The organism is Bacteroides sp. AF25-5LB, from assembly GCF_003602965.1.
GTDB classification, from domain to species: Bacteria; Bacteroidota; Bacteroidia; order Bacteroidales; family Bacteroidaceae; genus Bacteroides; species Bacteroides uniformis.
On the sequence record NZ_QTMC01000002.1, the window covers coordinates 223652 to 245469 of the forward strand.

A 21818-nucleotide genomic window follows, 5' to 3' on the forward strand; every position below is an offset into this window, starting at 1 on the left:
AATTTAAAAAGTAATTAGTTATCTCTGTTTTTATCATCCCATTTGAAAGAATTTACCGAACGGGGTTGCAAGATGCAATTTGCCGAGTGCTTTTTCCCAGAATTGTCTGGAGCGGTAAGTACAATATTCTTGGCTGTATTGCTTTTATTGATGATGACAAAGGCATAGCTTCCAGATGAACCAGTAAGTGCAGCTCCGAACCCTTGCATAGTCTGAAAAGTCTGTTGCGGATTCAACAAAATGTTTTTAGGTGACATGCTGACTTGGGATTCAAATTTCGCTGTAGACTCTTTTAGCTCATAGGTACGGGTGTCAGTGGTAGTAAGCATGTAGGCTTGCAAACCGGCCGAAGTCACCGGATTTTCTCCGTCAGGTATTTTGGAAGAAATTGTTCCATCATTGTCTGATCCACATGCACTACTGCTAATCAATAAGCTGAATAGGAATAAATAAGATGCTTTTCTCATTAGTATGCAATATATAGGTTTAACAAAAAGATGCTGCAAATATATGTGAGTAATAAAAGGAAGCTAAAAAAAATATTACATCAAAACTTTCTCATTAATTAGTCTTAACTACATCAAAACCTTCTCACTTCTTAATTATTTTGCTGATAATTAAATATTTATTATAATAATTCAAGTACATCTATAAATTATTATTTTATTTGTAGATAAAATATTTTATCTTTGTTTTAAAAATAAAATGTTAACTGCTATGAAACAAAAGCTCACTTGTTTTTATATTCTTCTTTTCTTTATATCTATTCCTATAAATGCCGGATGGCAACGTCAAGTGACAAATTACACTCGACATGTTTATAAGGCTGGCAATCAGAATTGGCATATTCAACAACACGATAATGGTTGGATATATTCAGCTAACAATAAAGGGTTATTGGAGTTTGACGGGGTGGAGTGGAATACATATCCGATTCATAATGCTAAAACACGTACGGTAAAAATGGGGCATGATGGACGGATCTATATCGGTGGAATGGGGCAATTTGGCTATTTTACCCCAAATCATTTGGGTGGATTGGAGTATACCTGCCTTTCTGATAGCTTATCGCCCAATGTAAATGTGGGGGTCATTTGGAATATTCTGCCGGATAGTGACCGTGTGTATTTTCAATCAGACCGCTGTTTTTTCTATATAGAGAAAGGCGTGATGAATAAGGTAGACCATACATCAGAGATCTATACTTCATTGATTTTACAAAACAAACTATATATAGTTTCCGATAAAGGGTTGTTAGTGCTAAATGGAACAAAATTCAAACAAGTGTCCAACTCTTCGGCAATAGGTGCTACGGTGAAGATTGGAGGGCTATTACCTTATAAGGACAACTTGCTGGCAGTAACCAGAGATAACGGTCTTTTCATTCATGATGCTACTTCTTTCCGAAAATTTCCTAACAGCGCTGAAGAATTCTGCCGTAAGAATAAGATATTCTGTGCAGCGTTACAAGACTCATTGTTGGCTTTAGGTAGTATTCAAGGTGGAGTTTGTCTTTTAAATCTGAAGACAAATAAAATGGAGGTGATATCTACAGAGAATGGCTTGCAAAATAAAACAGTCTTAAGCATGATGTTTGATAAGACTGGCAATCTTTGGTTAGGTTTGGACAATGGCATCGATTGCATCCATTTAAATGAACAGCTTGTTTCACTATATGGTGGTAAACCGATGATTGGTTCAGGATATGCTTCTTGCAACTACCGAGGCAAGTTCTATTTTGCAACGAATCAAGGTTTATATCGGTCTACTCCTCCAGAACTATTAAATCAGAAAAGTCCTATTGATTTTGTGCCAGATACGGGTGGACAAATGTGGTCGCTTCACCAATACGACAATAAGCTTTTCTGTTGCTCAGATAATGGTATTTTTATAATAGATGGAGATCATGTGGAGCATCTCAATAATCCTAAAGGGGTATGGGGGATGGTATCGGTAGATGCACGCAAAGATGCGCTGATTGCAGGAACTTATAGCGGATTGTATTTACTTACGAAAAAAGGGGCGAATTGGACTGTGGAAAGCTATATAGAGGGCTTCAGCCGCTCGTGCAAAGATATGTTGATGGAGAATTCCACCAATATTCTGTGGGTAGGAAATAAGGAAAATGGGGTTTCCCGCCTGACATTGTCAGATGATTTGCGGAAAATAGAAAAAATTAAGGATTACAATAACAGAAGGTTCCCTCGTGGCTATGATGCATGCCTGCTGCGAGTGAATGACAAAGTAACTATAGCTTCACATTATGGCTTATGGTACTATGACCAGAGCCGTGACTGTTTGGAGGCGTATACTAGACTTGAACAATTATTAGAAGGCAAGACTGCTTATACCTATATGAAGATAGATTCATTGCAGAATATCTGGTATGTGGTGAACGGAACATTGAAGGTGCTGCATTATGATTCCACCAATAAGGAGTACTATCAAGTGAATAATGAATTGTTTTTGAAAGGGATGTTAATAGAAAATTTTGAAGATGTATGTCTTTATAAAACTGACCAAGCAATTGTTGGAACTGAAGATGGCTTTTCACTGATAAAAATGGATAGCTCGCAAATACAGCGCCCACCGTTGAACTTACAAATCAGAAAAGTATATCTGACTGGATTTCGTGATTCGCTTATCTATGGCCGCAGTTATTTGTATGATACAGTTCCAGTGGTGATTCCTTATTCTCAGAATTCGATTAAAATAAAATATAGTGTGAATAATTATAATAAATCACGGACGGCTCTATATTCATATCAGCTAAGTGTAGACGGTAAGCAAGATGTCTGGAGTGAATACAGTGAGAATAATGTGAAAGAATTCACAGAGTTACATGAAGGCAAATACGTATTTAGTGTGAAATTACTGACCGACGGGGATCAAGATCCGGTAAAGACTGCTTTTACTTTTGAAATCCTGCCACCTTGGTATCGTACATGGTGGAGTTATTTGATGTATTTGATAGTTGTAATGTCGCTGTTTTATTATATGTATTATCATATTTCAGAAAGTCGTAGACGTCTGCTGGTACAAAAAGAATCGGAACTTTACCAGCAAGAACAGAAATTCCAAAAGGAGAGTGATTTGAAAGATAAAAAAATAGACATTCTGAAGGAAGAAAACTTGCAGTCGGAGTTGCGTCATAAATCAGAAGAATTGATTCGTACTACGCTCAATATTGTACGTAAGAATGAAACCCTATTGAATATCAAAAAAGAAGTATTAAATATTTCCCATTCCATCAGTGAAGAGAATCTTGTTTTGCTTCGCCGGAAGACACTTCGATTATTAGGAGAGATTGATACAAATATTGAGCATGATGATGATTTGCAGGCTTTTCAGAGTAGTTTTGACTCAGTATATCATGATTTTTTTAAAAAATTAGAGGAGGAATTCCCCGAACTAAGCAATAAAGAAAAGTTACTTTGTGCTTATATCAAGATGAATTTGCTTTCTAAGGAAATAGCTCCATTGCTGAACATCTCTTTACGAGGAGTTGAAATCAGCCGTTATCGCCTGCGCAAAAAATTAGGTCTAGAAAAGGGAAGTAATCTTACGGAGTTTCTGCAAAAGTTCTCAAAGTGACGCCTAAAAGTAGCGGTGCTTACTGCTTTATCCGTTACAAATGGATTTTTATAATACTAATAGGCTTTCTAGCCTCATATTAATAAGAAATCAATGATGCAGGAATGAGTCAGAAAATCAACGAATTCCTAAAAATATTGATTATAAATTTACTATCATTAACGTGAATTCAATATAAAATCAAAAAATAGCAAGTTGTCCGTCATTGACAAAATTCACGTCAATGGCGGGCTTCTTTTCAAAAAAGCAATATGCTACTATAGCCGACAAAGAGTTGGCTATAAAGTTATTGAATGAACGATGTCTGGAGTGTTCTATCTGCGCAATGTTCTTCAATTCGTCATTGACCGTTTCGATCAAGGCTCTTTTTCTGAGCAAAATCTTGTCGGCAATACTCATCAGTGAATTCTTCATATTGTTTTTAACTTTAGTGACAAGCTGTATCCCATTAAGAAAAAGATTCTCAAACAGAGCCTGACCTATATATCCTTTGTCTGCACATAGTTTTCCTTTGATGTTCTCCAGAAACTTACCCTGTTTCAACGGTTCCCGGTCATCCACGTTTCCAGACGTAAACATGAAATTGAGAATCTCACCCTTGTCATTGATTATCAGATGCAGCTTGAATCCGAAGAACCATCCCATTGAACATTTTCTACGCTCGGCAAGTCCCTCAAATGTCTTATAAATAAGGATTCTTTGGTTACGACAAACACGCAAGGGAGTGGAGTCGACAAAACTGATGCCGGTACAGGTTCCTAGCAGGACTTTTTTGATGAAGATGGTCACGGGAAGCAATACTTCCTTCTCCAGTTCCACAAAATGGTTATAAGAAACCTGACGCGGAAAAAGGTGTTTCAGATGTTTACAGACATATTCCTTATAGTAATGCTTGAAACAGCGGAAACCACCGGAGTGAAACCGGATTAGAATAACCATAATCTCAGCATCACTCATACAGTTGGGTTTGTTACGATGCTTGGTCTTCTTATACTCAATCATATATTTTTCCTGTTGAAATGTAAATTCCTTGCAAAAATCATCGGCCATACAATGTAACTTTAGACTCTGGAAACATAGTGGTAATCGTTTAAATGTTATAATTGGACACTATAAATTTAATGATTTTATCGCTATATCTCTAATTGTCAGAAAAATATATTTATTCTTATTTCGAATTCACGTTAACTTATGGGTATACCCCGACCGGACACCGGAAAGCGAAGCGGACATCTTCATCTGTCAATCTTTGGATGATAAGGCGCGAAAGAGACTGAGCCAAGGAGGAAAGATACTGCTTATACCCGACCACAAAGCCATTGAAGAACAGAGTGTAGGCGGCCTTTTCACTCCTGACTACTGGAACTATGCCATGTTCAAAAGCATTTCGGAAAACGCCGGCCGCGAAGTTTCGCCGGGCACCCTCTCCTTGCTGATGGACGAGAAACATCCCTTGTTCCGGCAATTCCCCACCGAGTGCCATAGCAACTGGCAATGGTGGAGCATCGTACGCCATGCCCGCCCCTTTATTCTGAATGCTACGCGCCACGAATACAAGCCGCTTATCCAAGTAGTAGACAATGTGGAACGGAACCACAAGTTAGGCTTGCTGTTCGAATTTGCCGTAGACAACGGTAAGGTATTGGTTTGTATGAGTAACCTCGAAGCAATTCGCCACACTCCGGAAGGAAGTCAGCTGCGCAATGCCATTTTAAGCTATATGAAGTCGGCTGAGTTCTCTCCCACCGAGACGCTGACCTCACAGCAGTTGCAGCACATATTAACAACCGAGGTGAAGAAGCAAGACATTGTCGGCGTGAAAAACCAGTCGGATTACGACGTACAGCCAGAATAAAAAATAAGTATGAGAAGTTTCATCATAATTCCACTTTTCCTCGGCTGTCCCGTCATTTTTCAGTAGCTTTGCGGACTTTAATACAGCAAGCACCCCATGAAACTTACCCTTATACGCACCGCTCGTGAAACCGGCAAAGAGACATTCAGCACATGGCCCAGCGACACCTTGATGGAGAAGATGAAAACCGAGAACAAAGCCGGACACATATCCGCCTTGCGCAGCCTCATTCCCCACATCACCGGAAGCAACGGACACTACCCCTGCATAGACAAACTGCCACGCATCTGCCCTGCCGCAGAATATGCCCGCAGCAAAGAGGGGGAAAGATACCTAAAAACCTATAACGGACTGGTACAGATTGAAGTCAACCACCTGGCCAATGCCGTGGAAGTGGAGCAAGTAAAGCACCAGGCGGCCCTGCTGCCGCAAACTTTTGCCGCCTTTTGCGGAAGCAGTGGACGAAGCGTAAAAATATGGGTACTGTTTGCCACCCCCGACGGTTCGCGCCCCAGGCAGGAAGAAAAAATCAGGCTGTTTCATACCGCTGCCTACCGGCTCGCCGTAAACTGTTACCAGCCCCTGCTCCCCTACCCCGTCACGCTGAAAGAACCTGCCGTGGAGCAAAGCTGCCGCATGACGCTCGATGACCGTCCCTATTACAATCCGTCTGCCGTCCCTTTCTGTCTGGAACAGCCTTTGTCCGTGCCCGACGAGCCCACCTTCGGCCAACGGAAACAGACCGAAGCAAACCCGCTGATGCGTATTGCCCCCGGCTATCCGGCCTCCCAAACCTTCTCCATCCTCTTCGAAGCCGCCCTGAACCGTACCTTCGAAGAGCTGGAAAACTGGAAACGGGGCGATGACCTTCGCCCCCTGCTCTACCTGCTTGCCGGGCATTGCTACAAAGCCGGCATTCCCGAAGAAGAGGCAGTACGTCAAGTCATGATGCACTACTACCGCGAAGCGGATGAACAGCTGGTGCGCATGACCCTGCACAACCTCTACCGCGAATGCAAAGGCTTCGGCACCCGCAGCAGCATGACCCGCGACCAAATCACCGCCTTCCGCCTGGAAGAATTCATGAACAGACGCTATGAGTTCCGCTGGAACACCGTGCTGGGAGAATTGGAATTCCGCCAACGGGACTCCATACACTTCCACTTCCGCCCTGCCGACCAGCGGGTAAGAAGCAGTATCGGACAGAATGCCCTGAAAGAAGGAATCAGCGTATGGGACAGAGATGTGGCACGCTACCTCAACTCGGACGCCATTCCCTTGTACAACCCCATCGAAGAATATCTGAACAGCACCGGACATTGGGACGGCAAGGACCGTATCCGCGCATTGGCCGACCTCGTCCCCTGCAACAATCCGTACTGGCGGGAACTCTTCTACCGCTGGTTTCTCAGCATGACGGCGCACTGGCAAAACATCGACCGCCAGCATGGAAACAACACGTCTCCCCTGCTGGTCGGGGCCCAAGGCTATCGTAAAAGTACCTTATTTGACTTTTTAAAGTTATACCTTGCTTAAAATAAAGAAATACAGAATGTTATGAGATATAGAGTGTATTCTCATTTTGATTTCTCTGTAATATTGAATACAGTTGGATATGTGAAACTCTAAAATTTATAGCTATGAAGAAATTAATAAAGAAACCAATTGGTAACAGAGAGATAATGCGGAACTATTTCTCTACTATTGGACTTGTTCCTATAATGAAGTCCAAGAAAAGATGTTAATGATTAAGTGTTCAGAACTGAAAAAGCCAACTTATCCGTAATTGGATAGGCTGGCTTTTTGCATTAGTTACAGTTTCACTAGACTATTCCCATGTGAAAGTATAAATTGTAGTTTCTGTTCTTGTTTCATTATTATCTAGGCGTTTGTAAGTAGATACTTCAGTACAGCTTTCCACATATCCGTCTTTATCAAATGTATAGGTATATTGCTCTGTAGTTTCGTCAATTTCATCTTTGCTATATATTTTGTCTGGAAGTTGGTTGCATCTCATTCCTGCCAATTCGGGATGTGCTTCCAATAACGGACGCAAATCATCCACACTCCATACCATTATCGGGAGATAGCCTTTACAAGTTTTTCCACTATAAGACAATTCGTGAATATCTTCATCGCTAAAGCTCCATGCCATTTTAGTTAATTTTTCACCTTGCCATGTGTAAGACAGATAGTCCTCTTCATCATATTGCAATTTTACTAGCTGATTGTTTGCATTATAAGTAAAGTCTGTATTATCCAAATCTCCTCCGTCACTATCAGAAGTATGTGTTATCAATCCATTTTCTAATGTATATGTGATTGCCTCTCCATTTCTGCTTTCAATGATTTTGTTTGCTCCCCAAGTGACTGTATAAGTACTGGTGTGTGTGCTACCATCGTATTGTTCTGTGTTTGTAGCTGATATTAGCTTACCATTACTACCGTAGGAATATTCAGTAATAGATACCCCATCTTCGTTTGTCATTCTTAATTCAATAAGTAGCTTTTGATTGGTGATAACACCATCATCATTTTTACTAGGTTCTTCATCATCACTGCAAGAAGTGAAATTCACACACATGACTATGGCTAGTAAAGCCATTCCAATTAATCTAAAAGTTTTCATTTCTGTTTGATATTTAAGTTATTAATTATGTTGATTAAATCACTGGATATTTATCTTTGGTTATAGCGTCTAAGTATTCTGCTTCTTAATCTAATATCAATTATTATTGCAATGACACTGAAAAATAGTATTGGAGAACAGAATGTAAAAAGCATATCTATAAAACTTCTAAGGTTCTGTGTTGGAGGATAATAAATAATAAACAGAACTGTATATATTACGAATATACTCCCTGCAATTATGCTGAATTTCAAGTAATAGTTACAATTCTTCAAAATTTCTTCTTCTCGTTCTTCCTCTTTTCTTCGTCTTTTCTGGTCTATCTGAAATTCTCTTATTTCTTTTTGCCTAGTTTCTTGCTGTTGCAATAAGAATCTTTTTTCTTGTTGCCTTTCTTCTATATTTCTACGTTCTTTGTTTTCAAAATAGGCAGTAAGTTCTTTTAGTGATTTTGGATGAAAAGAATTGCTTTGGCTTTCTTCTATCATAAAGGCAAATTTTTCTGTTCCGTCTAGCTGTAAAACAAATATAACATCATCCTTGAATGATGGATGAAGCATATAAGATTGTTCTTTGAAAGAAATCACTAAGGAATTATTGGCAGAAATATATTGCCATGTAGCATTTATAACACTACCATTTACAGAAGTAATGAGAGAACCGTTTTCTTGAAAGATATATAACTCCTTATCTCCAGAATCATTAAATACCAACCAAGACTTATTACATAGAATAGCCTTAACATCCAGATTCTTACTGAATCTGTGGTATTTGTTAGGAATATCCAATAAGTAGGCTTTCATCTTGTTTAAATCCATGCTTCCCAGTTTCCAGACAGAAGCGGATAAAAATAAGGCGTGGAAACTTTAACTTATTATTCCACTTAGGCTCTGGACTGCCTTGACTGTATAATAAGCAAAGTCCACGCCTAATGATATGATATTCCTATAGCTAGGATATAAAATACCATAGACGCGGACGCTTCTTGCTCATTACCCACAGTCAAGAATTGTCCAGATTCAAGTGAAGGATAACTTTGCTAAACGCCCTTTACTAAAATATGTCCTTCCAGTGTCTTAACGCATTAAGACCTCTGAAATTGCTGCAAAGTTAATGAAAGGTTTTGAATAGCTAAAGATAAAACGCTGATAAATGCAGTTCCAAGTGTTCCAAAACATATCTGTAATAGATAATTAGCTAGTATCAGTTTCTTTTAGTTGTAACTTCATTGCAGTATAAAAATTAGAAGTGGGCATATAAGACGGAACTCATACTTACTGTTAGCTAGAAAGATTATAGCTAATATTGCAGATTGATATAACCATTCAAACTTTATTAGTAGTTCCCACAAATCGCACATACCATAAACTACAAGCCGTACCATGCCTTTTTAAAAAGACGGTTCCCACTTCATTTCGGAACTGGTTTGCATAGGACTATCAGAATGTGACAAAACTTTCTATCTCTGTAAATAGCTCAGAAATTTCAAACTTTGTCACATTCCAACAGATTAGAAACTTAGGCAGTCATAAGTATTTAACAGTTCTTCCTGCCTTAAACCTAAGTATCTTTTAGTTATAGTTACACTGGAATGATTAAACAGTTCCATCAGTTTGACTAAGGCTAGTTCTGAATTGTCACTGTTCATATTATAAACTTGTCTGCCAAAAGTCTTTCTAAGTGAATGACAGCTAAAGTTCTTAATCTTTAATTTATACTTCTTTTTCACCTCTTTTAGTATCACATTGATTCTCTGGATAGTGAAAACAGTTCCTTTTTGGCTCACTAAAATAGGTGAGTTAATTCCTATAGGCTTTATCTGTTCATAGCATTCTTTAATGTGCTGCCCAAGTTGGGCATTTATCCTAATAGTTCTCACCTTATTTGTCTTTTTCTCTATTACTGTAAATTCACTGGTATTTAATATCTGTTTCCATCTCAAAGCTAAAATATCTGATATTCTCAATCCTGTGAAACAACCCAAAGCTATAAGAAGTGAAATTTTGTAATTACCATCTTTAGCCAATTTCCTTATTAAATTCATAGCATCAGACCAAACTAGATAATCTGCTGTAGTGCTTGAATACTTTAAACTCATAATGTTCTGTTTTATATGTAAATAAATAAAAGTGAATGTTTCACCATTACCAACATACTAGCTAATTAGCTAATGTGTTGATTTATAGCAAAACATTCACTTTGTATATTAGTGAGTATTTATGATTGCAGATAAGTAAAGATTGCAATAATCAGTATCAGCAAAAAAGGATTGATAATACCAATTATTATTAGTAGTAGAACTACCAATGTACCCCATAGTACTAGTTTTCCATTATCTTCCATTCTGTAGTATTTTTAAGTTGTTAAAAAAGAAAGGACACCTAATAAATAGATGTCCTCTCATTAATTAGTCAATAAACCATTTGTAATGCTCATCCCCATGCAAGGCTGCATTAATTCCAACTGCCATTTCAGTAGCATTTAAAGAGCGGTCTAAGAAACTATCAATATATGAACTTTTATTTGCTCCAGTGAGCAAATTATAAAATTTCCACATATTCAAGTCATTTCCAAAGCTGCCAAAGTTCTCATCATTAATGTAGGCTTTTGCAACACTGTTAATCTGTGTATCAGTTAATAACATTCTTGGCAGTCTCTTTTGGTAGCCATTGGGCAAACACTGATAAAGTCTCATTTTACCCAATATTTGTGCAAATTGATGCTCACTCATGGAAGTATTACCCAACTGTTGCATCAGATACAGATGTTTGGCAGGATTGTAGTTGTTGAACAACTCTAAGGCAGAACGGTAAAGTTCACTTGTATTGCTCACTCTTAAATCATCCTTGTAACCATCTGTAAATATGCACATATTGCAACAAACTTGGTTTTTAAAGCCTATTGCCAACCTAAACAACTCTGGAACTTTCTTTGAATACAGATTCATTTGGTTATAGGCTCTAACCCCTACTATTGAAAGGTTCAACTTGTTACCCTCAACCGTTTCATAGATTGTAGGAATGTCAATACTGAAAGCTGCCCTCTCATAATAGATAGTTTTGTCAGATTCTAACAACTGATTGGCTGGCTTATGTATCGCTTCCGGAATGCGCCCCTTAATCACATGACTAACACGAATATTGGGTGTTCCAATAGCCTCACCATTGTAGTAGGAGTTTGCAGCTTCCCAAACAGTTTCAATAAATGCAGCATGGTTTACTGTAAGCTCATTGTCTTTGGCAAACACTGGAGTAATGCAGTCATTTTTCAAGTGACTTAAAGAAACTTCTTGTGTGTTTGCCTCTATGAAATGTAAAGACTTGTTAGATATTGCAGTTTCTTCAATAATGGTTGCTTCTTCTGCAAACTCACCTAAATTCATTCTCTCTCTGTTCTCTGTTGGCATGATAACTAAATTATTCATATTGATAAAAGTTTAAATGATTAATAATTCTTTTTATATCAATATACAGAGGGGGACTATTGAGGGTTGCCAACCGTAAAGGCAGGCACTCTTATATATTTAAGGTTACTGGCTGAATGGGGAGGGGGCTTTCTGTACTAAGTACTTTATATATCTGCTCTCTTGACTTTTAGCTAAACTGAATATAGGTGATTAGCTAGTTTAGTCAAGCATGATGATGGGTGGCCACTCTATTTCTTCCTTCTTCTTTTTATTTTTTATATTCAGCACTTTAGCTATATATTCCAAAGTTATTTCTTCGGAAGTTATTCTATTAGTTAGCAAACTCCTAATTTCTTCATCTTTCATATAACCTAGCTTTCCTGCTATTTCAAGAAGTAAGCTGTTTTTTCTTCTGACACTGCCATCTTCCATTATTTTTATTTCATCGTTTCTGTCTGGTGGAACAACATCGTTATCAATGCACCAGTCATAAATAATATGATAGATTCTTGTATCTGTATCATCTTTCTTAAAATCTGGAATAATGGACTTGTTCAATATCAGCAAACCATTAGTTATATATTTTATCTGTCCTGCATTGACTGCCATTTCCAGATATTTATTTAATGTCTTTGTATCAATGCCCAGTTTCTTAGACAGTTCCGCTTTGTTAAGCCCATCCAGATACGGACTTTCACTTATATACTTGTTCGTTTCCTTTTTGCATATTGCCTTTAATTTAAGCAAGAAGTTCTTTATCTTAATTCTCTCACTGGCTTTTGCAATGTTCATATCATCATTAAAGAAACTGTTATAAATATAAAAGAAGTCTTCATTACATTTTGCCACATGATATTTATTGTACGTCTTGTAGCTTCCTTCTGCTATTACATTGTTACTTATCACTTTATCAATAAGATTCTTATTATTCTTTAGCCTTGAAACGCTTCTTTTTACAGTGCTTAATGATATGCCTAGTTTTTCGGAAATCTCCTTTTCCGTAACATTATCTGCAATGGAAGTTTTATAATTCATCCTTGACTTTATATAGGCATATACTATAGCATCCTTATTATCTACATTATTAATGTCTTTTGTCAGTGTCGTATATTGTTGTTCCATTGTGCGCAAACGGTTGGTTATTTGATTCTTCTTGATATATGTTATAAATCTCTCCGTTTTTCAGAGCCTTGTTGTATTTACGTGTTCCACCTAGATACCGTTTCAATTCCTTTCTGGTATTGAACAGTCTGTTGTTGTATATCATCATAATGTTACGTTTTTGTTATTAGTTACTTATCTACGAAAGCTAGAAATTTGATAATGAAGTGCGAAGCACTGAATTATCTAAGTTGTAATGTTAGTATTGTAGTAATGTATAGAGTATCATTTTTCCCCTATACTTGGTGTCAAATTTCCCATAGACTACGGTTCATTTTTCCTTAGTACCACTTCACTAAGATTATCTTTAAAAAACATCTGTAATTTACTTTCTTGTGTTATCTGGCTAACCATGTATGCCGAAATAGGTATTATGTACCGTTTTTGATGCTGCCTTACAGAAAGGCTTTGCAGTCATACATTATGAGGTTGCCAATCATCCAGTTTAAAGTAGAATGTAATTCTACGCTTGTTTATCTGCTTCTTTTTCTTTAGAAAGCCGTTCATCTTTGCCCATATACCAACAGCTACCTTATTGCCGGTAATGCCATCCTTGAAAGCCATTTCTTTTAATTGTTCAAACGTGTAATACTCCATGATTCAATGTTAGTTTCATTATATACTGTAAAATCTATAGTGCTTGAATTACTCTGGGCAGTTCTGGTTATGCCTCTGCTCGTGGTAATTCCAATCTTTTTATCTATGTACGATTATACTCACCTCTGGGCAGTGTACCTAATCAAAGGGGCACTTTCTATAGCCAGCTTACCTTTATCTCCATATTGCCGTTATTTTCTTCTGTCAATAAGCTAACAGACAAGAATAGTGACTTTATGTAGTTCTTTTGACAATAGTTTATATTTATGGCTATTTACGGATATGTGATATTCGGAATAGATAGTTAAACAACTGTATATTAGCGACTAGCGGATATATCGAAGTAGGTGCTATATAACTTGCCTAGTAGATGAAAAACGGCAATAAAAAAAGGCAGTCAGTTATCCTGCTGCCCTTGTGAACCAGTGGAATACTGATTCAAACAATATAATGCAAAAAGCCAGTCAAATTAATATTAAACTGGCTTTCTTATTTCATTGTGTCTAATCTATTCCGACACAAGTTCTAATGAACTTCGTTTCTTCTTTTCTGTTTTCAAGTAGCAGTACCTTGAGCTTTTCTGGAACTTTAGCCCACTCTTCCTCTGTATCTTCTTCTTCAACGTCCATAGTTCTTTTTATTGTCACATCAAAAGAATCATTTCCTCTCTTTTCAATAAATATAAATATCTCCGCATCTATATTTATCACACTAGTGTCATATCTGAACAGCCTTTCAATTATTCCGGCATCATTGGTTTCTTGATAAAATACTCCCACCACTCCCTCTTTCTGTTCCATCTCTATATCCGTTTTCAGAACATCTTCTGTAAAAGTCAAACCAAGCATTCCATAGTGTATCAATTTGGAAGCGAAGTTTGCGCCATAATGTAAGTAACCAACTTTACATACATCTTTCTTTAATTCAATGATACAACCTCTTGTACTCATAATTCAAAATGTTTAAAGTTATTATTAACTATATCTTGCATAAAATCTCTATCCAGAGGAACACCGCAAGGCTCAAAAACGCTTCCTGCCTTTGGCATTTCGTATGATTCATTTATTAGTTTTGCATCTTTAAGACCTTGCAATGACTGAATGGTAAACCCACGACAGCACACTCTCATTGAAAAGTATTCATTTACCACTTCTGCATTTTGCTTGGCTTGTGCCCAAGCCAACATCTTTGCCAACATATACTCATTAAAGTTTATGCCATACTTCTCCAAAAAAGTAAATAGCTTTGTAAATTCATTCTTTCCCATATTTATATTTATTTGATTAATTATAGTTCTCTTCCATGTGTTTTTTCCAAAGAATGTTTAGTTCTTCATAAATGATAGTTTCCTTTGGTTTTCCACCTCTTGTACCTTTAGCTTTTTCTATCTTCTCCGTATTTTCACGTTGAACATTAGCTAGAAAGTGGTTCATATTGTTAGTGAACGTACTTTTTTCGCTATCATCCGTATCTTCATACTTGCCAATAATCCAGTCAATGAGTGTACGGCTCTTCAAAAACTCCGCACTGAATGATTTTCTGGCGGCTTCAACAAGTGTTCTCCCTCTACTGATGGTGTTTGATTTTCTAAGCACTTCATCAATATTGCCGCTGATAGCCCTGACAAGAACTGCCTTGCTTATCTTACTGCCAAATGTAGCCCACTTGGAAGCCGCATCCAGAGAATAGCCCATAGTAGTCAAATCAGACACAAAGTCCAATGTCGGCAAATCCTCTTCAACCATCATTTTCACACCCTTTACATAATCCGCACCTTTCCATGGGGTAGTGGCAATGTTGATTTCCGCCAATGTCTTTTCAATGCTAACAGACGGATTCAAAGAATACATGAAATAGAACTCTCTTTCGTACTGCTTTTCCAGCTCAATCTTTTTATTCTCTTCCAGAAGTCTTAAATGGGCACTGTAACGGTGGTTGGCATCCAATAGAACAACATAGTTATTTCCATCCTTGATTTCTTCACCAGTGGTAAAATCAACCACTTTCAAACCGTCTTTAATTGCAGTGGAAGCGTCCACAATGATTGCAGGAACTAGCTGACCGTATTCCCTCATTGATTTCATTTTAGCCTTGACTGCCTTTTCATTCAAATCTCTGTTACCTGCCAATCTTGCTACTTTTACACCATTCTTAGTTAATTCTGTTAATGTCATAATTTCGTTTCTCATAATTTATTACCGCTGCCCTGCGGATTTATATTGGCTTCTGGCACGCCGTTATTATTTTTTTGATGATGCAAAAGTAGAGTGGAAATTCCCATAGACAAAGCATTTTGCCTAATGCCCATGTGTGTAGAAAACGTGCCCATTCCAGTACGCAAAAAAAATGCGTACCAAAAAGGGAAATCCTTTCAGTACGCATTCCTGCTATGGTTGTATGTATGTCGTTTATGAGACTACCATGTAGTTATTAGCTATGACAGACGGAAATTTCTCGTTCTTGTATCTTCTAAGGAGATTGGATAACATTCTGTTCTTGTTGCCCTCCGAATCGTATTCTTCATTATATCTCTTGCCATCATAGCCCACTGTATAGATAAGCCTTGAAACAAGCATCATCTTGTCTTTAGATACCTTTACCCTTTTATTGGGTATGATGGTAGCCTTTCTTCTTTCAATAAAGAACAGAAACATATCCGTAAACTTCCATTTCTTATAAGATATGTCAAGACTGAACTTGTCCGTAAAGCTGATTTTTGACGATAAGTCATTTCTGATAAATCCACCCAAACCTATGTTCTTTAATTGTTTAATCATGGTTTCTCTGTCTTGTTCACTATGTATAATATCACTGTATGTATTGATAAAATGCTGCAAGGCTGCTTGAATGATTCTAATTGTGTCCTCTCTTTCAACAACATAGCTTTTCTTGTTGTTCTTCTTTAAGGTGATACTTGTAGCTTCCAATAGATTGGCATGAAAATAGCTAAAATCTTCTAATACGGACTTATTTAATGCAGGTGCGTTTGTACCAATATCCTCTATAAAGTCATATACGAACAGAAGTAGATACCAAAACTTGCTAACATCTAGCTTATATGCTTCAATGGTATTCTGTAAATCTTCATTAGTTAGAAACTTCTCTTTGAAAGAATCATCCAGATTTCTGTATTCCCGTTTTTTGTATTCTTCCAAAGTTCCTTTGAAAGTGTTCATTTCTTTGTTTCTCTCGTATCTTTCTTCAACGGACAAGTTTCTTTCCGCATATCTGTTGGCAAATATAGCAGGTGCTGTAGATTCTATTGGTATCATTCCCTTATCTGTTTCTTCATAATCTGGTAGAAAGTGGTTGGCTACTTCCCACACATATTCTAATAGTGGCTCATCCAGACATTTGTAGCTTTCAGTCCAATAAACTTTCAAATCTGAAAGTTCCTCTATCTGATATAGTTTTTCTTCTAGCATGGTACATTCATTATTAGTTCTACTGCAAAATAACAGAAAAGTTTGTAGAATACAGACTTTTATATTTTATATTCTTCCAGATTGAAACTTTCCTGCAACTGTTTAAATGTGTATTCTTTCTCTTTGATACGTTCCAAGACAAAAGAAGTCATTTTAGGTTGCTCTGGTAAAGTTGGAACTATTACAGTCCGTTTTACCTTGTTGAATCTGAAAGTTATAGGAAGTGCCCATAAAAATGGTTTGTTCCTATTATGATACGCTATGATAGTTTCCAAGTCATTCTTGTAAGTAATGACTATGAATCCGCTATTTAAAGAAACGGAATAATAAACTACTTTACTAAGTAATTCTCTGAACATTTCTCCCTTGCCCTCCAGAGAAAGGCTGTCAAGTTCTTTTCTTGACTGGCTCTTTATTTCATCCGCTATTCTTCTGTTATTGGATGCAATTTCTTCATCAATGGCTGTCTTTTCCGCTTCTATACTCTTTATCTGGCTGTCTATTGAATCCGCCTTGCCATTCAATGCCTTGACTATTGTTATATTGGTGGAAGCCATAACATTATCTATGACTGTTTTCAAATCAGACTGTAGTTTGGCTATTTCAGAATCCTTTTCTTTTATGCTTTGTGTCAGTTTTATATTTTCAGCTTCTATTTCTGCAATTTTCTCATTGCTCTTGGCTTGGTAAGTTTCATCCAGAGTTCTAAGTCTGACATCTTTCCACACCGCATATATTAAAGTTTCAGCCTTTATGCCAACATTGGTGCATGGGCTTTTTATTCCCATCTTTATTCTGTCAAGACATCTGTAGGTAATGCAGGATGAGGTTCTGCCATACATTGAGGTTTGCCCACAAGGACACTTGATAATGCCTTTCAACGGGTTATAATGTTTTTGTGCCTCACCGCTATAATTCTTGTTCTCCTGCACTTTCTTGTGTGCCAGATTCCAGATTTCATCTGATATGAATTTTACGGGAAGTTCCAGTTTCATGCCTTTCCAATATCTGACACCGTTATAAATGGAATCATTTATAATTGTTCTGATAGACTGTTCATAGAACGGTTTGTTTCTTGCTGTCCTATATCCAAGCATATTCAGTTTTTCTGCTGTTTTTCCTAGAGAAAGACCGTTTGCCACATAGTTAAATATATCTCTGACTAACTGCATACGTTCCTCATCTTCCACCAATAACATTTTGGGGGTTGCTCCCTTTATATAATTCGGATTGGGCACTGCCTTAAAGCCAGTTGGTATATTACTGTCTGTAAGCATTAACGGAAACGCTTGTACTTTACTGTCTTTACCTGTAGTCATACGGCTTACTATTTTCTTTCTTTCATCCGCTGCTCCATAGGCTTTGATTGCAAGCATTAAAAAGTCAGAAAGAATGATAGTTTTTCCAGCTTCATATACCTTGTCTGGTTCGTCTAGTATTACTAAATCCACGTTTCTAATGATTGTGTGAATCTGTGTCAAAGTTTCAAATATATCATCTTGACGTGACAGTCTAGACAACTCACTAACTACTACCATGTCAGCAACGCTATTGGTAATGTTTAGAATACTGTTCAATCCGTTTCTGTTGCTGACTGTTCCAGATATGGCATAGTCTTCTTCTATTCTTAACAGAGAGTACCCCTTATTCTCACAATACTTTCTAATCAACACCCTTTGCCTTTCAAGGTCTTGATTATCAGTAGAAACACGAATATAACCTATAACTCTTTTCATTGTTTATCTTATCTTTGATGCAAAGATAAAGAGTATTTTCAATAGCAAGGTATAACTTTAACAACTTAACATTCTGCCGCATCCTGCTGCCACCCGAACTGCGCTTCGGCTATACCGACAGTATCGACTTCAAAAGCAAGCAGGACGCAGAGCGGAGCCTCGGCCGCTTTTTCCTGATAAACATCGACGAATTCGACCAAATCAGCGTCAATCAGCAAGGTTTTCTAAAGCATCTGCTGCAGAAACCCGTGGCAAACCTGCGCAAGCCTTACGGCACCGCCATCCAGGAAATAAGACGCTACGCCTCCTTTATAGCCACCAGCAACCAGAAAGACCTGCTGACAGACCCCAGCGGCAGCCGCCGTTTCATCTGCATCGAAGTCACCGGCCCCATCCATACCAATGTCACCATCAACTACCGGCAACTCTACGCACAAGCCATGGATGCCATAGCCAAAGGTGAACGCTACTGGCTGGACGATTCCGACGAAGCCATCTTGAAACAGACCAACCGGGAGTTTGAACAGCCCACACCGTTGGAACAGCTCTTCCTCTGCCACTTCCATCCCGCCGAAAATGAAGAGGAAGGAGACTGGATGACCCCTATGGAGATTCTCTCCTTCTTGCAAACCAAGACCAAAGACCGACTGTCCATCAATAAAGTGGCTCTGTTCGGACGTGCACTCCACAAACTGGGCATCAGCAGCCGCCGGAAGACAAGAGGAACAGAATATCATGTAGTGAAAAAAGAATAATCCTGCCAATTAATTTGCTTCTACTTTCGGTTTGCGCTATCTTTGCGTTTCAAATCAAGAAGATATGAAAAAAGAAAGTCAAGTGATATTCGACCGGAATGCCGTAGAGTTTGTGACCGTAGCCGCCGAGTTTTGCAAGTTTCTGGAACAAGCGGAAGGGGTGAAACGTTCCGCGTTCGTCGATACCTCCTTAAAAATACTTCCGTTGCTCTACCTGAAGGCCTCCATGCTGCCCGAATGCGAAACCATAGGAGACGAGGCACCGGAGACATTCGTCACCGAAGAGACCTACGAGGTACTCCGCATGAACCTCGCCAATATCCTGGCCGAGAAAGACGACTACCTGGACGTATTCGTATCTGACATGAAGTATAGTGACCAGCCCATCACCAGGAACATTTCCGAAGACTTGGCCGACATATACCAGGACATCAAGGACTTTATCTTCGTATTCCAGCTGGGTTTCAACGAGACGATGAACGATTCGCTTGCCATCTGCCAGGAAAACTTCCGCCTCCATTGGGGACAGAAGCTTGTCAACACCCTGCGTGCCCTGCACGAGGTGAAGTATGCGCAAGGCGAGGATGAAGAGGAGGAAACCACAGACTTTGAATATTAAATTATGGTTATCAAAAGAACAATAGATAAAGAAACAGTGAAAGACCTGCCCAAAGCCGCCTTTCCGGGACAGATACATGTCGTACAGACACCGTGGGAAGCGGAGAAGGCAGTTGCCTATCTGAAGTCCTGCCCGTTGCTGGGCATAGACAGCGAAACCCGTCCGTCGTTCACAAAAGGACAGATACACAAGGTAGCCCTGCTGCAGATTTCTTCAGAGGAACATTGCTTTCTGTTCCGCCTCAACCTGACGGGACTGACTCTGCCGGTTATCACATTGCTGGAAAACCCGAGTGTAACGAAAGTAGGCCTTTCCTTGCGGGACGACTTCATGATGCTGCACAAACGCGCGCCCTTCGAACAGCATGCCTGCATCGAATTGCAGGAATATGTCCGCGCTTTCGGCATCCAGGACAAAAGCCTGCAGAAGATATACGCCATCCTCTTCGGGGAAAAGATTTCGAAAAGCCAGCGCCTTTCCAACTGGGAAGCCGAAACCTTGACCGAACCGCAGAAACTGTATGCCGCCACCGATGCCTGGGCATGCCTCAACATCTACAACAAGCTGCAAGAACTGAAACGGACAGGAGATTTTGAGATAGAAGCCAATAATAATGTGGTAATGTGATGCACATTATCACATTACCACATTAATCACATTATATATATGTACAAAGTATACCTTAAACCCAATAAAGAGGAGTCATTAAAGCGTTTTCACCCGTGGGTGTTTTCCGGCGCCATCGCACATTTCGACGGAGAACCCGAAGAAGGGGAAGTAGTTGAAATCTATACATCCAAAAAGGAATTCATAGCCAAAGGGCATTTTCAGATTGGCAGTATCGCCGTACGCGTACTGACCTTCCGCCAAGACGAAGAAATCAATGCGGACTTCTGGAAACACAAACTCAGCATAGCATACGATATGCGCCGCAGTATCGGCATAGCCGGAAACCCGACAAACAACACCTATCGCCTGGTGCACGGGGAGGGAGACAACCTGCCGGGGCTGGTTATCGACATTTATGCCCGCACCGCAGTGATGCAGGCACATTCTGCCGGCATGCACCTCGACCGCATGGCCATTGCCGATGCCCTTACCGAAGGGATGGGCAGCCAGATTGACAATATCTATTACAAATCGGAGACGACCCTTCCCTTCAAGGCCGACCTCTATCCGGAGAATGGTTTCTTGAAAGGCGGCAGCACGGACAATGTAGCCATGGAGTACGGCCTGAAGTTCCACATCGACTGGCTGAAAGGCCAAAAAACCGGTTTCTTCGTAGACCAACGCGAGAACCGTTCGCTACTGGAACGATATGCCAAAGGCCGCAGCGTACTGAATATGTTCTGCTATACCGGCGGCTTCTCCGTATATGCCATGCGTGGAGACGCCAAACTGGTGCATTCCGTGGACAGCTCCGCCAAAGCCATCGACTTGACTAACAAGAACATCGAACTGAACTTCCCGGGTGATACCCGCCATGCCGCCTATGCAGAAGATGCCTTCAAATACCTGGACCGCATGGGCGACCAATACGACCTGATAGTTCTTGACCCTCCTGCTTTTGCCAAGCACCGCGATGCCCTGCGTAATGCCCTGCAAGGCTACCGCAAACTCAATGTCAAGGCTTTCGAAAAAATCAAGCCCGGAGGTATTCTTTTCACTTTCTCGTGCTCGCAAGCCGTCAGTAAAGAGAACTTCCGCACGGCCGTGTTCACAGCCGCTGCCATGTCCGGCCGCAGCGTACGCATCCTGCACCAACTGACACAACCTGCCGACCACCCGGTCAGCATCTATCATCCGGAAGGGGAATACCTGAAAGGACTGGTTCTATATGTAGAATAAAGGAAAAAGCAGGCTTTGTTAGCCTGCTTTTCTTAAATAGAGTTAATAAAAAGCAGAAAAACGTCAAAACAGTATGTTATATAACATAAACCGTGTATATTTGCACTGTGTTTTTCATGGTATTAGATTTAAGGTTAATAAAGATTGGGTGTCTGGGATAGATACCCTTCTTTTTTTATAATACATTCCTTCC

Annotated in this window: 18 protein-coding genes and 2 pseudogenes; 7 read left to right on the forward strand and 13 right to left on the reverse strand. The window is 39.2% G+C overall.

Annotated elements, in window-relative coordinates; genetic code table 11:
• Window positions 1–14: 14 nt before the first annotated feature.
• Window positions 15–467: a hypothetical protein gene (locus DWY57_RS21220; protein WP_242496908.1), complete on the reverse strand. Its 453-nt coding sequence runs from the start codon at window positions 465–467 to the stop codon at window positions 15–17.
• 250 nt (window positions 468–717) lie between these two features.
• Between DWY57_RS21220 and DWY57_RS03100 the strand changes: the two genes are divergently transcribed.
• Window positions 718–3594 carry a transcriptional regulator gene (locus tag DWY57_RS03100; protein ID WP_117600521.1) on the forward strand — a complete coding sequence of 959 codons (2877 nt, stop codon included), beginning with the start codon at window positions 718–720 and terminating at the stop codon, window positions 3592–3594.
• Between the two features lie 180 nt (window positions 3595–3774).
• Here the strand turns inward: DWY57_RS03100 and DWY57_RS03105 are convergent, their stop codons facing one another.
• On the reverse strand, window positions 3775–4644 hold the full coding sequence (locus tag DWY57_RS03105) for an IS982 family transposase (protein WP_118696551.1): 870 nt from the start codon (window positions 4642–4644) through the stop codon (window positions 3775–3777).
• Window positions 4645–4843: 199 nt separating this feature from the next.
• Between DWY57_RS03105 and DWY57_RS03110 the strand changes: the two genes are divergently transcribed.
• Both DWY57_RS03110 and DWY57_RS03115 read left to right on the forward strand, forming a co-directional pair.
• Window positions 4844–5449, forward strand: a complete 606-nt coding sequence (locus tag DWY57_RS03110; protein WP_243634636.1) for a hypothetical protein — start codon at window positions 4844–4846, stop codon at window positions 5447–5449.
• A 96-nt stretch (window positions 5450–5545) separates the two neighbouring features.
• Window positions 5546–6952 (forward strand): annotated as a pseudogene (locus DWY57_RS03115) (BT4734/BF3469 family protein); the annotation flags it as partial.
• A gap of 325 nt (window positions 6953–7277) precedes the next feature.
• Here DWY57_RS03115 and DWY57_RS03120 read toward each other — a convergent pair.
• From DWY57_RS03120 to DWY57_RS03175, 11 genes are all read right to left on the reverse strand, one after another.
• Window positions 7278–8078 carry a DUF4595 domain-containing protein gene (locus DWY57_RS03120; RefSeq protein WP_011964754.1) on the reverse strand — a complete coding sequence of 267 codons (801 nt, stop codon included), beginning with the start codon at window positions 8076–8078 and terminating at the stop codon, window positions 7278–7280.
• A gap of 50 nt (window positions 8079–8128) precedes the next feature.
• Complete coding sequence (locus tag DWY57_RS03125; RefSeq protein ID WP_115649090.1) at window positions 8129–8881, reverse strand: hypothetical protein; 753 nt, start codon at window positions 8879–8881, stop codon at window positions 8129–8131.
• Window positions 8882–9588: 707 nt separating this feature from the next.
• Entirely contained in the window at window positions 9589–10176 is a 588-nt protein-coding gene (locus tag DWY57_RS03130; RefSeq protein ID WP_011964752.1) for a tyrosine-type recombinase/integrase, read from the reverse strand.
• Between the two features lie 309 nt (window positions 10177–10485).
• A complete protein-coding gene (locus DWY57_RS03135; RefSeq protein ID WP_011964751.1) occupies window positions 10486–11502 on the reverse strand; it encodes a DUF3871 family protein in 1017 nt (338 codons plus the stop codon).
• Window positions 11503–11703: 201 nt separating this feature from the next.
• Entirely contained in the window at window positions 11704–12519 is an 816-nt protein-coding gene (locus DWY57_RS03140) for a winged helix-turn-helix transcriptional regulator (protein ID WP_115649091.1), read from the reverse strand.
• A gap of 540 nt (window positions 12520–13059) precedes the next feature.
• On the reverse strand, window positions 13060–13209 hold the full coding sequence (locus DWY57_RS03150; RefSeq protein ID WP_243634638.1) for a hypothetical protein: 150 nt from the start codon (window positions 13207–13209) through the stop codon (window positions 13060–13062).
• A 536-nt stretch (window positions 13210–13745) separates the two neighbouring features.
• Complete coding sequence (locus tag DWY57_RS03155; RefSeq protein ID WP_011964749.1) at window positions 13746–14192, reverse strand: hypothetical protein; 447 nt, start codon at window positions 14190–14192, stop codon at window positions 13746–13748.
• On the reverse strand, window positions 14189–14509 hold the full coding sequence (locus DWY57_RS03160) for a hypothetical protein (protein ID WP_119961332.1): 321 nt from the start codon (window positions 14507–14509) through the stop codon (window positions 14189–14191). Before DWY57_RS03160 ends, DWY57_RS03155 begins: the two co-directional genes overlap by 4 nt.
• Before the next feature lie 16 nt (window positions 14510–14525).
• Window positions 14526–15431 carry a hypothetical protein gene (locus tag DWY57_RS03165; protein ID WP_243634639.1) on the reverse strand — a complete coding sequence of 302 codons (906 nt, stop codon included), beginning with the start codon at window positions 15429–15431 and terminating at the stop codon, window positions 14526–14528.
• Between the two features lie 219 nt (window positions 15432–15650).
• On the reverse strand, window positions 15651–16667 hold the full coding sequence (locus tag DWY57_RS03170) for a hypothetical protein (protein WP_119961333.1): 1017 nt from the start codon (window positions 16665–16667) through the stop codon (window positions 15651–15653).
• A gap of 59 nt (window positions 16668–16726) precedes the next feature.
• The gene (locus DWY57_RS03175) at window positions 16727–18403 is read right to left on the reverse strand and encodes a recombinase family protein (RefSeq protein ID WP_011964745.1); all 1677 of its coding nucleotides are present in this window, start codon (window positions 18401–18403) and stop codon (window positions 16727–16729) included.
• 68 nt (window positions 18404–18471) lie between these two features.
• Between DWY57_RS03175 and DWY57_RS03180 the strand changes: the two are divergent.
• The 4 genes and pseudogenes from DWY57_RS03180 to DWY57_RS03195 form a co-directional block, all read left to right on the forward strand.
• Window positions 18472–19158 (forward strand): annotated as a pseudogene (locus DWY57_RS03180) (VapE domain-containing protein); the annotation flags it as partial.
• 64 nt (window positions 19159–19222) lie between these two features.
• Entirely contained in the window at window positions 19223–19777 is a 555-nt protein-coding gene (locus DWY57_RS03185; protein WP_057252409.1) for a DUF5063 domain-containing protein, read from the forward strand.
• Window positions 19778–19780: 3 nt separating this feature from the next.
• Entirely contained in the window at window positions 19781–20404 is a 624-nt protein-coding gene (locus DWY57_RS03190) for a 3'-5' exonuclease (RefSeq protein WP_005826911.1), read from the forward strand.
• 39 nt (window positions 20405–20443) lie between these two features.
• On the forward strand, window positions 20444–21625 hold the full coding sequence (locus DWY57_RS03195; protein ID WP_119961334.1) for a class I SAM-dependent rRNA methyltransferase: 1182 nt from the start codon (window positions 20444–20446) through the stop codon (window positions 21623–21625).
• The last annotated feature ends 193 nt before the right edge of the window (window positions 21626–21818 follow it).